The following is a 15287-nucleotide window of genomic DNA, read 5'->3' as shown; positions in this document are numbered from 1 at the left end:
CGGCGAGGGCCGCCGGTGGCTCGGGCTCCTCGGCGTCGACCGGCCGTGGTGACGTCGCGGCGGTCGCGGCCGGGGATGCGTCGGCGGACACGGGCACGGCGACGTCGGCCCGGGCCATGGCGGACCCGACGTGGCGTCCGAGCTCGGTGTAGGCGGTGAACTGGTCGTCGGAGAACCACTGATCGCTCGTCGAGTCGTGGGGGAAGGCCGGCGAGCCGACGGCATACGAGAGGAGTGAGTAGGGCAGCCCTGACCACAGGAGGGCCCGGCCGACGACGAGGCGGCCCTGGCGCCGCTCGGGCGGCAGCCCGGAGGCGGCGGGGTAGGTGATCGTGCCGGTGATGACCGGCGTGTCGGCGAGGAGCGACGCCAGCGGAGCGAGCCCGGGCGTCGCCTCGGCGAGATGTCCCGTCCCGGGCTCCGCGGCCAGGGCGTCGTCGAGCTCGATCGTCACCCCGAGCTCGCTGCGGGCGAGGGCGATGGCCTCGGCGAGCCCTCGGGCGGTCGGTGGGAGGTCGCCGCCGCCGTCGACGCAGTAGATCGTCGTGCACCGGCGGCGCAGGGCCTCGACGATGCCGAGGTTCTCGTAGTGGCCGCCGTCGGTGATGTGGAGGAGCCGCTCCGTCGCCGGGTGGATGTTGAACAGCTCGCGGAGCAGGTAGGTCATCCGGCGGACACCCGGCAGCCGGGGGACGGTCCAGTCCTCGACGACGCCGTTGGGGCGGGCCGCCCGCAGGGCCGTGACGAACGCCGGGTTCGGCAGCCATGCCCCCAGGCGTGCGCCCGTCAGGGCGAGGAGCACCTGGTACCACCGCGACATCCGGCCCATGGAGCTCGCGATGGCGGCCGCCGAGAGGGCGACGGCGCCCTGGACCGTGAGGTCGCGGCACAGCCGCCGCGGTGCCAGACCTTCCAGCGCCTCGGTCCGTACCCACCCGACGTCCGGGCCTCCGATCCAGTCGGCGCCCATCGTGAAGGAGGCCGCGGTGAAGCCCGGAGGCGTCCGGTCCTCCCCGGTGAGGTTGGCCGTGCAGGCGAAGACGAACTCCGGGAAGGGCCCGACGTCGTCGCCGACCCGGCCGTAGTCCGACAGCGTCGTGACCTCGTGCGGTCCGTAGGGGACGGCGAGGTGGACCGCCTGTGGCCCCGCGCCCCGCGCGACGACCCTCGTCGCGAACGCGGAGGCGAGGCGGTGGCGGTAGAACGGGTGGAGCGACAGGGACGTCTCGTCGAAGAACCCGCCGAGGAGGGCGACGACCCCGGCGGACGCGCCAGCGACGAGAAGGGTCGCCTTCCGGTCGCCGTTCGCCCCGAGGAGGCTCGTCGCCGACCACACGGCACTCACCCCGAAGAGCAGCACCCAGGCCACCGCGAGGACGGCGAGGCTCAGGGCGACGAGCAGCATCTGCAGCAGCCCTTGCGGGATGGCGACCCTGCGCCGAGTGGTGGCGCCCCGGACGGCGGACACCGCGCCGCGGATCGTCCCGCGCCGGCGCCACGCGATGGAGGCGAGCCCCGCCGCATACGTCAGAAGGACGGCACCGACGGACGTCCCGACCCCGAACCGCGCCCCGTGGTCGACGTGATCGCCGAGCCACACGGCGAAGCGGGCCGCGCCGAAGACGCCGACGGTGACGACGACGAGGATGAGACCGACATGAGCGGCGAAGGCGGCGCCCCGCCGCGCGCGCTCGGCCGCCGCACACTCGACCGCAGCACGTGCGGTGGCGGCAGCGCGTGCGGCCCCCGAGCGATGGGCGTCGTCCGTGGAGGCGGTGTGCCGCCCGCCCGCCAGGCCGATCTCGGCGAGCCAGAGGAGCAGGGCGGTGGCCCAGCAGGTCGCGAGGGCCAGCCAGACGGGCAGGGGGATCCGTCCGGACCCGTGGCCCGGCACGGCGGCCGTACCGAACGTCGGGAGGGTGACGACGGGCACGGCGTGGAGGTACCACGCGGCGCCCACCCCGAGAACGACGGCGGGCAGGAAGACGAGCATGAGCGTCGCGACCATTCCGCGCGCCAGGACCCCGAGGGCGAGGAGGGTCTGCGGAGTCGTCGACCCGATGTAGGAGGAGTGCCGGCGGAGGTGGTCGAGCTCCACGGTGCCCGCGGTATAGGCGTGCGTCGCGTCGCGGACCGGTCGCTCGCTCGGACCCTCGGCGCGGTCGCCCTCGTCGTCGCCGGAGCGCCGGGCTCGACCCGCCGCGTCCTGGTGAGCCGCGTCCTCCCGGGGGTCCGTCGCTGCCGTGAGCAGCTGGGCCAGGGCGCCGGCCGTGTAGCCGCCTCCCGAGATCGACACGAGGTACCGGGCGCCGAGGAGCCGGCTCCGCAGCGACTCCAGCGCACCGAGGGCCAGGCTCGCCGACCGGATGCCCCCTCCGGACAGGCAGAAGCCCGTCGCCTCGCGGTCGGAGTCCCTCAGTTCCTCGGCCGTGATGGAAGGGACGTTGTATGCCCGTGCCCACCGCTGCTCCTCGGCCGGCACCCCCGGGGGGAGCGGGGCGGGTCGCTCCGGACCGGTGTCGGGGTCGGGCACCGAGGGGCACGGCATGAGGAGGGCATCGCGGACCCGCCGCACACCGGGCAGGCCGAGGAGCCGGGACCCATCTCCCCGATGGCTCTCGGCGGCCGGGCGCTCTCGCGGGATGGGGACGACGAGCGCGTCCGGTTCGAGCCACAGCCGACGCCTCGTCGGCTGAAGGTCATGGTGTGGTGCGTTCTGCGCCGTGTCATGGCTGGTCATCGTCTGCGTCGTGTCGTGCCGCGTCACGGTCTGCATCGTGCTTCGCGCGCCGCGACCGAACGCTCGGGCGAGACGGGTCAGGGTGACGAGTGCGCCGAGGATGGCCACGCCGACGGCGGGCACGAGCGAGGCCCACTTGACCGTCGCGAGGACCGCCGCGGTCGCCGCCCATCGTGAGGCCTGCGGGACGTCTCGGTGCGCGGCGGCCGTGATGGCGAGGTTCTCGCCGACGGCCATCGCGACCGTCGCCCAGGTCGCGCAGCGTCCCAGTCGCGCGACGGCGCCGGCCTTCGGGGTCCAGAAGGTCCAGCGGGCGCTCTGCGTCGCGAGAAGGAGGGCGAGGCCGTAGCCGACGACGAACGCGTAGTTCCACCGCACCGCCTCGAGGACGGCCGCCGGGTCCTGTCCGTGCCACGCACCGGGAGCGTCGAGTCCGAGGCCAGGATGCCGCAGCGCCGGAGCGTGGGCGAGGTAGGTCCACAGCCCCGCGACGAACGCGACGGACGCCGTGCCGAGGACGAAGCAGGCGAACCAGGCCCTCGGCACCCAACGCTGTGCCGTCCTCCGACCACCCATGTCCCCCGGCCCCTTCCGGTTGGTCCGGCCGGGCCCCGCTGGGCCCGACCGTCACGGAAGAGGAGGACGCGCGCATACCGTCTGATACCCCGATGCCGGACATCTCGGACGGTGTTCCAGGCGACATCAGCTCGGCACGTGCGGGCTTGTCGCGGTCTCGGGGGCGTCTCGGGCGACGTCAGGTCGGCACGTCCGGGGTTGTCGTGGTGGCGCGGCGTCCGGGACGACATCAACTCGGCACGTGCGGGGTTGTCGTGGTCGCGGGGGCGTCTCGGGCGACATCAGCTCGGCGCGTGCGGGGTTGTCGTGGTCGTGGGGCGTTCGGGGCGACATCAGGTCGGCACGTGCGGGGTTGTCGTGGTCACGCAGCGTCCCGGACGACATCAAGTCGGCACGTGCGAGGTTGTCGTGGTCGCGGGGCGTCTGGGGCGACATCAGCTCGGCACGTGCGGGGTTGTCGTGGTGGCGGGGCGTCCGGGGCGACATCAGCTCGGCACGTGCGGGGTTGTCGTGGTCCCTGGACGTGGCGAGTCCGACCACGGAAAGCTCACACCTGCCGCGCAGCCACTCGCCACGATCGAGGACGCCCTGGGTCACCCTCGGATCCGGCGGCGCGGCCCACGAGGAGCCGCCGCTCCTCGGCCTCCTCACCTAGACTCGCGGGCATGACGGTTCTGTCCCGGATCCACGGCCCCGAGGATCTGCGGGCACTGCCCGCCGCGGAGCTGCCGGCCCTCGCGGCGGAGATCCGGGAGTTCCTCGTCGAGTCGGTGTCCCGGACCGGCGGGCACCTCGGACCCAACCTCGGCGTCGTCGAGCTGACGCTCGCGCTCCACCGGGTCTTCGAGAGCCCCCGCGACACGATCGTCTTCGACACCGGCCACCAGTCGTACGTCCACAAGCTCCTGACCGGTCGTCACGACTTCACGGGGCTGCGGGGGAAGGGCGGCGTCTCCGGCTACCCGAGCCGCCGCGAGTCCCCGCACGACGTCGTCGAGAACTCGCACGCCTCGACCGCCCTCTCCTGGGCATACGGCATCGCCAACGGGAGGGTGGTCGCGGGGGAGCGCAGCCGCTACACGGTCGCCGTCATCGGCGACGGGGCGCTGACCGGCGGCATGGCGTGGGAGGCGCTCAACAACATCGCGGCCGACAAGGACCTGCCGCTCGTCGTCGTCGTCAACGACAACGAGCGGTCGTATGCCCCGACACGCGGGGGCCTCGCCGACCACCTCGCGACGCTGCGGACGACGAGAGGGTACGAGCGCTTCCTCGAGTGGGGGAAGACGCGGCTCAACCGGACCCCTGTCGTCGGCGGTGCGATGTACGAGGCCCTCCACGGCGTGAAGAAGGGCCTGAAGGACATCGTCGCGCCGCAGGGCATGTTCGAGGACCTCGGCATCAAGTACCTCGGCCCCGTCGACGGCCACGACGAGCAGGCCGTCGAGGCGGCGCTGCGGCGGGCCCGGGCCTTCGGCGGACCCGTCCTCGTCCACGTCCTCACCCAGAAGGGTCGCGGCTACGAGCCCGCCGTGAACGACGCCGCCGACCAGTTCCACGGCATCGGCGTCATCAATCCCGAGACCGGCCTGCCGCTGGAGATCGCCGGGCGCAGCTGGACCGACGAGTTCAGCGACGAGCTCGTGCGGATCGGCGCGGAGCGGCGCGACGTCGTCGCCATCACAGCGGCGATGATGATGCCCGTCGGGCTCCAGCCGTTCGCCGACGCATACCCCCGGCGCACCTTCGACGTCGGCATCGCCGAGCAGCACGCGACGACGATGGCCGCCGGTCTCGCGTATGCGGGGATGCACCCGATCGTCGCCATCTACGCGACCTTCCTCAACCGGGCGTTCGACCAGCTCCTCATGGACTGCGCGCTCCACCGCGCGGGCGTGACCTTCGTCCTCGACCGCGCCGGGATCACCGGGCCCGACGGCGCCTCCCACCACGGTATGTGGGACATGAGCATCGCCGCCATGGTGCCTGGGCTCCGGCTCGCCGCCCCCCGCGACAGCGCCCAGGTCCCGCTGGCCCTGCGGGCGGCCGTCGACATCGCCGACGGCCCGTCGGTCATCCGCTTCCCCAAGGGCGCGACGGCGCCGCCCATCGAGACCTTCCGCCGGGTCGGCGGCGTCGACGTCCTCGCCGAGACGACGATGGAGCCCGTCGACGTCCTCTTCGTCTCCGTCGGTGCGCTCGCGCCGGCCGTCCTCGGCGCCGCCGAGAAGGTCGAGACGGGCGGGCACTCGGTGCGGGTCGTCGACCCCGTGTGGTCCCTCCCGGTGAGCGACGACCTCGTCGAGCTGGCCCGGTCGGCCGGGCGCGTCGTCGTCGTCGAGGACAACGGCGTCGCGAACGGCGTCGGCACCCAGATCCGCGAGGCGCTCGCGGCGGCCGGGGTCGACACGCCGGTCCGGCTGCACGGCATACCCAAGGAGTTCCTCGACCACGCGTCGCGGGCGCAGCTGTTCGAGCAGATCGGCCTGACGGCCGACGCGATCGCGACGGCGACGCTCGCCGACCTCGCGGGAACCCACCGGTGACCGAGCCCGCGTCGCTCGTCGTCAACGACCAGTCGGTCGCGCCGGGCCGGGTGGTCGCGGTATGCCGGTCCGCGTCGCATTCCTTCAGCAAGCCGGTCGTCGACGAGATCGTCCTCGTCGCCGGGCTCGGTGTCGACGGCGATGCGCACAACGGCCGGACGGTCCAGCACCTGTCGCGCGTCCGACAGGACCCGACCGCCCCGAACCTGCGCCAGGTCCACCTCGTCCACCGGGAGCTGCTCGACGAGCTGTCCCTGCAGGGGTATGCCGTCCCCTCCGGGGCCATGGGGGAGAACCTCACGACCGAGGGCATCGCGCTGCTCGACCTCCCGACGGGGACCGTGCTGCGGATCGGATCCGATGCGGTGGTGCGGATCACCGGGCTGCGCAACCCGTGCGCCCAGCTCAACCAGCTCGGCGCCGGGCTCATGAAGCGGCTCGTCTTCCCCGGACCGGACGGCGAGCTCGTGCGTCTCGCGGGCGTCATGGCCGTCGTCGACCGAGGCGGCCCGGTGCGTGCCGGGGACCGGATCGAGGTGTCGCTCCCGGCCGGCCCGGCGAGCCCGCTCCGGCCGGTCTGACCTCTCTCGCGGGAAGGGAGCAGACGCCCCTAGCCGCCGCGGCCACCCGGATCGCCGCGCCGGCCAGGTCAGCCTCCGGACGCCGCCTCATCGGCTCATCCCGCGGTACCACGCTCGGGTGGGCCAGGGTCCTACCCTCCGACGGCGGCCCGCAGCCGAGCGACGGCCCGGCGCAGCTGCTGCGGCGGATGGCCTCCGTACCCGAGGACGAGGCCGGGCTCCCCGGGTGCGATCCGGTGCCAGGACAACGGATGGACGATGAGCCCGGACTCCCGGCTTCGCTCGGCGAGCCGGACGTCGTCCAGCGCGCTGCCCGGGAAGGTGATGAGCACGTGGAGCCCCGCGGCGATCCCACCGATCCGGGCTGTCGGCAGCTCCTCATGGATCGCCGTGACGAGCGCGTCGCGGCGTTGGCGGTTGCGCAGCCGGCTCCGGCGCACGTGACCGTCGAGATCCCCCGAGGCGATGAGCCGGGCCAGGACGAGCTGCGAGATGGCGGGGCTCCCGTGGTCGCTCGCGTCCTTGGCCGCGGCAAGCTCGTGTCTCCAACCGCGGGGGGCGACGAGCCAGCCGAGCCGGATGCCGGGCATGAGGGTCTTGGAGACGCTGCCGGTGTGAGCGACGCGGTCGGGCGACGCGGACTGGACGGCGGGGACGGGCGAGCGGTCGTACCTCAGCTCGGCGTCGTAGTCGTCCTCGATGACCAGCCGCTCCGGCGCGGCCGCCCAGTCGAGCAGGGCGTGCCGCCGCTCGGGGTGGAGGAGCACGCCGGTCGGGAACTGGTGAGCGGGCGTCACGAGGACCGCGTCGGCGTCGGTCGCGGCGAGTCGATCGACCCGCAGCCCCCGCTCGTCGACAGGGATGCCGACGCACCGCATCCCCCAGTGGACCAGCTCGTCCCGCGCTCCCCTGGAGCCAGGGTCCTCCACGGCGAGGGTGCACCGGTCACGACTCCGGAGGACCTGGCCGAGGAGGGCGAGCGACTGGGCGACGCCGGTGACGACGAGGATGTCGTCCGGGCCGACGCGCAGGCCCCTCGTGCGGGCCAGCCAGCCGGCCAGCTCACCGCGGAGCACCGGATGCCCCTGCGGGTCGCCGTAGCCGAGGTCGGCCGTCGAGGCGTGGTCGAGGACGGCCCGCTCGTGGCGCAACCAGACCGCGCGGGGGAAGGACGCGGCATCCGGAGTGCCCGGTGACAGGTCGATCGCCGGCCGTGCGCCGCCTCGCCGGTCATCGTGGGCCGGCCGCCCAGCCTCCCGTCCGACCGCGACACCGGCGGCCGCCGCGGGCAGCCGGGACGGGGCGGAGATCACGGTGCCGGAGCCGACGCGCGTCGACACCATGCCCTCCTCACGAAGGCGCTGGTATGCCTCGACGACGACTCCCCGTGACGTCCCGATCTCGGCGGCGAGGACCCGGGTCGGCGGCAGGCGGGCACCGTGCGGCAGGCGCCCGTCGAGCACGGCTGACCGGAGCTCCGCGACGAGCCAGTCCGTCACGCCACGGGGCGGCGCGCTGCTCGCGTCGAGCTGGAGGAAGTCCGAGCCCGGCGCGCCCGCTCGGAGGCGGCCGCGTCCCGGACGGCCCGACTCCGGCATACGCGGCACGATTGGTCCTCCTTCTCACCGCCGAAATGGTCCGACACGAGGACCATATGACGAGCCACCATGGCATACGTGACACCGCCGCGACAACAACCGGACGCCCCCGCCCCGACGGCGGGAGTCCCAGCGAGCGTCGACGCCGCGGTGGGACCGGCCGCGCCGGACGGGGTGTCGGCGCCGGCCCCCTCGCCACCGCCGGCCGAGAGGGCTGGGCCCGGCGTCTCCGTGTGGGACACCCTGGGCGGCGTCGGCGCGATGGTGCTCGTCGGCAGCAGCATCGTCGCGTCCTCCTCCCTCGTCACCGCACCGCTGTTCACCGCTCAAGGACTCCGGTATGCGATGGCCGCGGGGCTCCTCGTCGGTGCGGCTCGCCTGTCGGGCCGGCGCGTTCGTCTGCCCCACGGGGTCGAGTGGCTCTGGCTCGCGGCGGTCGCGGGTGCGGGCCTCGTCGTGTTCAACGTCGCCCTCGTCCATGGGGTCGAGCACGCCGAGCCGGCCGTGCTCGGCGTCGCGATCGCCTGCGTGCCGCTCCTCCTCGCCCTCGGCGGACCGCTCCTCGATGGACAGCGGCCGGCCGGGCGGCTGCTCGGTGCCGCGGCCCTCGTCACGGTCGGCGCCGCGATGGTGGAGGGCTTCGGCCACACCGACGCGGCAGGCTTGGCGTGGGCCGCCGTCGTGTTCGCCGGCGAGGCCGGCTTCACGCTCTTCGCCGTGCCGGTCCTGCGGACCCTCGGCCCCTACGGGGTGTCGGTCCACACGACGTGGATGGCCGCCGGTGCCTTCGCGGTGCTCGGGGTCGTCACCGAGGGGGCGGGGGCCGTCACCGACCTGCCCGGGCGGGCGCTCCTCGCGACGGTCTATCTCGCGGTCGCCGTCACGGCCGTCGCCTTCGTCCTCTGGTACGGATGCGTCCAGCGTGTCGGAGCCGGTCGAGCCGGGCTCCTCACGGGCATCGCTCCGATCGCCGCGACCGTCGGAGGTGTCGTCGTCGGCGGACCCGTCCCGGCGCTCACCGTCTGGCTCGGTGTGCTCGTCGTCGCGGTGGGCCTCGCCGTCGGCCTCGGCCGTCGGTGAGTGGTGTCTGCCGTTCGTGGAGAGGCTCGGGCCTGTTCGTTGCGGGGCGGCCTCGCGCCTGCTGTTGCGGGGAGGCTCGTGGTCCGAGGCCCGTGCTGCCGTGTCTTCTCAGTGGGCGCTCCAGCCTCCGTCCATGAGGTATGACGCGCCGGTCACCGAGGCCGACGCGGGCCCGCACAGGAAGGCGACGAGGGCCGCGACCTCCGCCGGCTCGACGAGGCGCTTGACCGCGGCGGGCGCGAGCATGATCCCCTCCACGACCTCGTCCTGCGCCACGCCGTGCGTCCGTGCCTGGTCGGCGATCTGCTTCTCCACCAACGGAGTTCGCACGTAGGACGGGTTGATGCAGTTGCTCGTCACGCCGTGCGGCGCGCCCTCGAGCGCGATGACCTTCGACAGCCCCTCGAGCCCGTGCTTCGCCGCGACGTAGGCGGACTTGTACTCGCTCGCGCGGAGCCCGTGGACGCTGGAGATGTTGACGACGCGGCCCCAGCCCGTCGCATACATGTGGGGGAGGCAGGCCCGGACGAGGTGGAACGGCGCATGGAGCGTGAGCCGCAGGATCCGGTCGAACACCTCCGGCGGGAACTCCTCGATGGGGCTCACGTGCTGGACGCCCGCGTTGTTGACGAGGATGTCGACCTCGCGCGGGAGCGCCTCGATGGCGGCGACGTCCGTCAGGTCGCAGACGCAGGGCTCGATGCCTGCATGCCGGTCTGCGAGGTCACGCAGCCCGTCCTCGTCGATGTCGACGGCGAGGACGGTGGCGCCCAAGGTTGCGAGCATCGTCGCGCAGGCCAGCCCGATGCCGCTCGCCGCTCCCGTGACGAGTGCGGTCCGGCCGTCGAGTCGAGGGGCGAGGTCGATGGCGTCCATGCTCGGATCGTAGACACGGACGCTGCGAACCGGCGCCGCCGGTCGCCCGCGGTCGCGCTGCCGAAACGGTTGCTGAGCCGTCGGGATGTGCACCCCACCTACGGTTCGGTAACCAGCCCTCGCGCTGGCCCACCCCACGCTCCGGGACGCTGCCAGACCACGACAAGCCCGCACGTGCCGAGTTGATGTCGTCCGGAACGCCCCGTGACCACGACAAGCCCGCACGTGCCGAGGTGATGTCGCCCGGGACGCCCCGCGACCACGACAACCCCGCACGTGCCGAGGTGATGTCGTCCGGAACGCCCCGTGACCACGACAAGCCCGCACGTGCCGAGGTGATGTCGCCCGGAACGCCCCGTGACCACGACAAGCCCGCACGTGCCGAGCTCGTCCGCCTCAGGCCCACCGCGAACGACGGGGTCGGACGCTTGTGGGGAAGCCAGTTTGCGCTATAGCTCTGGTCAGCTTCCCCACAAGGACTCGAGCCGAACGGGCGCGACCCCAACATCCGCCCAGCTGGGCCCACCCGGGCACGGGTGCGACGAGGGGCCTGCACGTGCCGACCCGATGTCGTCCGGGAGGCTGCGTGACCGCGACAAGCCCGCACGTGCCGACCTGATGTCGCCCGGGAGGCTGCGCGACCACGACAAGCCCGCACGTGCCGAGGTGATGTCGCCCCGTGACCACGACAAGCCCGCACGTGCCGAGCTCGTCCGCCTCAAGCCAACCGCGAACGACGGGGTCGGACGCTTGTGGGGAAGCTAGTTTGCGCTATAGCTCTGGCTACCTTCCCCACAAGGACTCGAGCCGAACGGGCGCGACCCCAACATTCGCCCAGTTGGGCCTATCCAGGCACGGGTGCGACGAGGGGCCTGCACGTGCCGACCTGATGTCGTCCGGGAGGCTGCGTGACCACGACAAGCCCGCACGTGCCGAGTTGATGTCGTCGGGGGTGCGGCGTGGCCACGACAAGCCCGCACGTGCCGAGTTGATGTCGCCCGGGAGGCTGCGTGACCACGACAACCCCGCACGTGCCGAGTTTGTCCGCCTCAGGCCCAGCGCGAACGACGGGGTCGGACGCTTGTGGGGAAGCCAGTTTGCGCTATAGCTCTGGTCAGCTTCCCCACAAGGTCTCGAGCCGAACGGGCGCGGACACGAACACCTGAGCGCAGTGCGTCGACGAGGGCGACGCACGTAGGGAGTCCCCGCACCGCGAGAGAGGACGGCGCGGCGGTGGGTGACCGACGGACATGCCAGGAGCGGCCGGCATACGCCGAGCGAGTCCATAGGTCGCCCGAAGAGCGCAGACCCGGGCTCAGATGTCGCGGAAGACCTCGATCGTCGCGCCGAGGGCGCCGAGGCGCTCGGCGAGGTCCTGGTAGCCGCGGTTGATGACGTAGATGTTGCGCAGGATCGACGTGCCCGGCGCGGCGAGCATGCCGAGGAGGACGACGACCGCGGGGCGCAGCGCCGGCGGGCACATCACCTCGGCGGCCCGCCACTTGGGCGTCGGGCCCTCGACGATGACCCGGTGCGGGTCGAGGAGCTGGACCTTGGCGCCGAGCTTCGTGAGGTCGGTGAGGTAGATCGCGCGGTTCTCGTAGACCCAGTCGTGGATCATCGTCGTGCCCTCGGCCTTCGCGGCGATGAGCGCGAAGAACGGGAGGTTGTCGATGTTGAGACCGGGGAACGGCATCGGGTGGATCTTGTCGATCGGCGCGACGAGCGGGCCGGGGATCGTCGTGAGGTCGACGAGACGGGTGCGGCCGTTCTTGGAGAAGTACTCCTCGGAGATCTCGTACTTCATCCCCATGCCCTCGAGCGTCGCGAGCTCGATCTCGAGGAACTCGATCGGGACCCGCTGGATGGTGATCGAGGAGTCGGTGACGACGGCGGCGGCGAGCAGGCTCATCGCCTCGATGGGGTCCTCCGACGGTGAGTACGTCACGTCGACGTCGATGTGCCGGCGGCCGCGGACGGTGAGCGTCGTCGTCCCGATGCCGTCGATCTCGACACCGAGCTCCTGGAGGAAGAAGCACAGGTCCTGGACCATGTAGTTGGGGGAGGCGTTGCGGATGACCGTCTCGCCCTCGTGGCGGGCCGCGGCGAGGAGGACGTTCTCGGTGACGGTGTCGCCACGCTCGGTGAGGATGATCGGCCGGCTCGGGACGACCCCCATCGAGACGTTGCACTCGTAGAAGCCGTGCGTCGCGTGGACCCCGAGCCCGAACGCCTTGAGGGCGGCCAGATGCGGCTCGACGGTGCGGGATCCGAGGTCGCAGCCTCCGGCATACGGCAGCTGGAACTCGTCGAACTCGTGGAGCAACGGCCCGAGGAACATGATGACGGTCCGCGTCCGGCGGGCGGCCTCCTCGTCCATCGCCGCGAGGTTGAGCCGGGCCGGCGGGACGATCTCGAGGTCGTTGCTGTCGGGCAGCCAGCGGGTCCGGACCCCGATCGAGGTGAGGACCTCGAGGATCCGGTTGACCTCCTCGATGCGGGCGAGGTTGCGCAGCGTCGTGCGGCCCTTGTTGAGGAGCGACGCGCACAGGAGGGCGACGGCGGCGTTCTTGCTCGTCTTGACGTCGATGGCGCCGGACAGCTGCTTGCCGCCCTCGATGCGCAGGTTCTGCGGCCGGCTGCTCCCGACCTGGACGAACTCGCTGTCGAGCGCCTCGCCGATGCGGGCGAGCATCTCCAGGCTGAGGTTCTGCTTGCCCTGCTCGATGCGGCCGATGGCTCCCTGGCTGGTCCCGAGGAGCTCCGCCAGGTCGTTCTGCGTCATGTCCTTGTGGCGACGCGCGTCGCGGATGAGGGTGCCGATCCGGGTGAGATAGGTGTCAGCAGTCACGGCGACGACAATAACTCATATATGAGTTATTGCCACATCGCGAGGTGCGACCCGGGCGTGTCGCGGTCGGTTCCGTAGCCCGGAACATCCTGTATGCCGGATTGCTGCTGACCGTCCATGGCGCCTTCTCGGCCTCTCTCCGAGCGCCCACTCCCGCACGTGCCGAGAAGATGTCGTCGATCGAGCGTCGGGACGACAACAACTCGGCACGTGCGCGGACGGGTGTCGCACGTGCCGAGAAGATGTCGTCGATCGAGCGTCGGGACGACAACAACTCGGCACGTGCGGGGGGTCGGGGGTCAGGGGGTCGACGGCACGCTCGCGACGCCGACCGGGAGGAACCGGCCGCCGAAGGCCGCCTCCGACGCACCCTCGCGGTCGAGGAGCGGGGTGATGCCGCCGTTCCAGAACTGGAAGCCGGCCCCGGTGATCATCGCGAGGTCGATGTCCATCGGGGCGGCGACGACACCCTCCTCGAGCATCCGGTGGGCCTCGTCGGCGAGCGCCTCGAGGACCCGGCGGCGGACCTCGGGCGCCTTGAGGATGACCGGCTGCTCCGGCCCGACGAGCAGGGCCGCGACCTCGGGGTCGAGCGCTGGGCGGCCACCGTCCATGACGTAGTAGCCGGGCTTGCCGGCGGCGACGATCCGGCGGAGGTTCTCCGACACGAAGAAGCGGTCGCCGAAGGCCGCGTGGAGTGTCTCGCTGTTGTGCAGCGCGATGGCCGGCCCCACGAGCCCGAGGAGGACGAACGGCGGCATCGGGGCGAGGCCCGCGACGGCGGCGTCCGCGACCTCGAGGGGCGTGCCCTCCTCGACGATCCGGCCGAACTCGCCCATGAACCGGCCGAGGAGCCGGTTGACGACGAACGATGCGGAGTCCTTCACCCGGATCGTCGTCTTCCGCAGCGTCCGGCCGACGGCGAAAGCCGTTGCGAGAGTGGCCTCGTCGGTCCTCTCGCCCGCGATGACCTCGAGGAGCGGCATGACGGCGACCGGGTTGAAGAAGTGCAGCCCGACGACCCGCTCAGGATGGGCGAGGTCGGCAGCCATCGAGGTGATCGACAGCGAGGAGGTGTTGCTCGCGAGGACGCAGGTGTCCGACACGACGGCCTCGACCTCGGCCCACACCTGCTTCTTGACCGACAGCTCCTCGAACACTGCCTCGATGACGAGCTCGGCGTCCGCGAAGCCGTCCTTGCTCGTCGACCCGGTGACCAGGCCCGTGAGGAACCGCGCCTGGTCCGGGCTGATCCGACGCTTCTCCAGGAGCGCGTCGACCTCCGAGCGGACGTAGGCCACGCCCTTGGCGACACGCGCCTCGTCGAGGTCGGTCATCACGACGGGTACCCCGAGGCGGCGGGCGAACAGGAGCGCGAGCTGGCTCGCCATGAGCCCGGCCCCGACGACGCCGACCTTCGTCACCGGTCGGGCGAGCTCCTTGGGCGGAGCGCCGGCGGGCCGCTTGGCCCGCTTGTTCACCAGGTCGAAGGCGTAGAGGCCGGCCCGCAGCTCGTCGCCCATGATGAGGTCGCCGAGCGCCTCGTCCTCCGCGGCATACGCCTCCTCGCGGGTCGCCGTCCGCGCGGCGTCGACGAGCGCGATGGCCCGGTAGGCGGCGGGCGATGTCCCGGCCGTCTTGAGGTTCGCCGTCCGGGTCGCGGCCTTCGTCGCCGCCGCCCACGCCTCGGCGTCCGCCGTGTGGTCGGCGCGCTCGACGGTCACCGCACCGCTCACGACGCGCGCGGCCCAGGCGATGGACGCCTCGAGGAAGTCGACAGGCGCGAACATCGCGTCGGCGATGCCGAGCCGGAAGGCCTTCGGGCCGCCCAGCATCGTGTTGTTCGACAGGGCGTTGTCGACGATGAGGCCGTATGCCGCCGCCGGGCCGATGAGCCGGGGGAGGAGGTAGCAGCCGCCCCAACCGGGGACGAGCCCGAGGAACACCTCGGGGAAGGCGAGCGCGGGGACGCCGGCGGAGATGGTGCGGAAGTCGCACGACAGGGCGAGCTCGAGTCCCCCGCCCATGACCGCGCCGTTGACGAACGCGAACGTCGGCACCGGGAGGTCGGAGACGGCCGCGAAGGCCGCATGCCCCGCCCGGGCGACCTCGACGGCCTGCTCGCGCTCGGTCACGTGGGGGATGCCGGACAGGTCGGCGCCGACGGCGAAGACGAACGGCTTGCCGGTGACGGCCACGGCGACGATCTCGCCGGCCACGGCCCGGGTGCGGAGCCGGTCGACCGCGGCGGTCAGCTCGGCGATCGACTGCGGACCGAAGGTGTTGGGGCGCGTGTGGTCGCGTCCGTTGTCGAGGGTGACGAGGGCGAGCGTCCCCGCGCCATCCGGCAGCCGGATGTCGCGGACGAGCGCGTGGGTCACGACCTCGTCGAGCGACGTGGAGGCTGCGGCCGTCGGTGCTTCGGCGGTGGTCGTCATG

8 protein-coding genes are annotated in these 15287 nt (G+C 72.6%); 3 read left to right on the top strand and 5 right to left on the bottom strand.

All coding sequences use genetic code 11. The annotated features are described in order from the left end of the window. Positions 1 to 3286, bottom strand: a 3286-nt coding sequence (locus tag BN12_RS15710; RefSeq protein WP_048553931.1) for a hypothetical protein, incomplete at its 3' end; no start/stop codon positions are given. A 695-nt stretch (positions 3287 to 3981) separates the two neighbouring features. Here BN12_RS15710 and dxs point away from each other — a divergent pair. Then, a complete protein-coding gene (gene dxs, locus BN12_RS15705; RefSeq protein WP_048553929.1) occupies positions 3982 to 5862 on the top strand; it encodes a 1-deoxy-D-xylulose-5-phosphate synthase in 1881 nt (626 codons plus the stop codon). Further along, a complete protein-coding gene (locus BN12_RS15700; protein WP_048553927.1) occupies positions 5859 to 6443 on the top strand; it encodes an MOSC domain-containing protein in 585 nt (194 codons plus the stop codon). The genes dxs and BN12_RS15700 overlap by 4 nt, the downstream gene beginning before the upstream one ends. A 131-nt stretch (positions 6444 to 6574) precedes the next feature. Here the strand turns inward: BN12_RS15700 and pdxR are convergent, their stop codons facing one another. Next, positions 6575 to 8041 (bottom strand): MocR-like pyridoxine biosynthesis transcription factor PdxR, encoded by a 1467-nt coding sequence (pdxR, locus tag BN12_RS15695; RefSeq protein ID WP_048553924.1) that lies wholly within the window; start codon positions 8039 to 8041, stop codon positions 6575 to 6577. 69 nt (positions 8042 to 8110) lie between these two features. Between pdxR and BN12_RS15690 the strand changes: the two genes are divergently transcribed. Further along, positions 8111 to 9121 carry an EamA family transporter gene (locus BN12_RS15690; protein WP_083454692.1) on the top strand — a complete coding sequence of 337 codons (1011 nt, stop codon included), beginning with the start codon at positions 8111 to 8113 and terminating at the stop codon, positions 9119 to 9121. A 108-nt stretch (positions 9122 to 9229) separates the two neighbouring features. Here the strand turns inward: BN12_RS15690 and BN12_RS15685 are convergent, their stop codons facing one another. The 3 genes from BN12_RS15685 to BN12_RS15665 form a co-directional block, all read right to left on the bottom strand. After that, on the bottom strand, positions 9230 to 9997 hold the full coding sequence (locus BN12_RS15685; protein WP_048553922.1) for a 3-hydroxybutyrate dehydrogenase: 768 nt from the start codon (positions 9995 to 9997) through the stop codon (positions 9230 to 9232). A 1315-nt stretch (positions 9998 to 11312) separates the two neighbouring features. Continuing rightward, entirely contained in the window at positions 11313 to 12848 is a 1536-nt protein-coding gene (locus tag BN12_RS15670; RefSeq protein ID WP_048553916.1) for a helix-turn-helix domain-containing protein, read from the bottom strand. Between the two features lie 299 nt (positions 12849 to 13147). Beyond that, positions 13148 to 15286, bottom strand: a complete 2139-nt coding sequence (locus BN12_RS15665; RefSeq protein WP_048553914.1) for a 3-hydroxyacyl-CoA dehydrogenase NAD-binding domain-containing protein — start codon at positions 15284 to 15286, stop codon at positions 13148 to 13150. Position 15287 lies beyond the last annotated feature (1 nt).

Source organism: Nostocoides japonicum T1-X7 (assembly GCF_001046855.1).
In the GTDB taxonomy this organism is placed as follows: Bacteria; Actinomycetota; Actinomycetes; order Actinomycetales; family Dermatophilaceae; genus Nostocoides; species Nostocoides japonicum.
The sequence above is the reverse complement of the archived record's forward strand: the minus strand, read 5'-3'. Positions and strand labels throughout refer to the sequence as shown.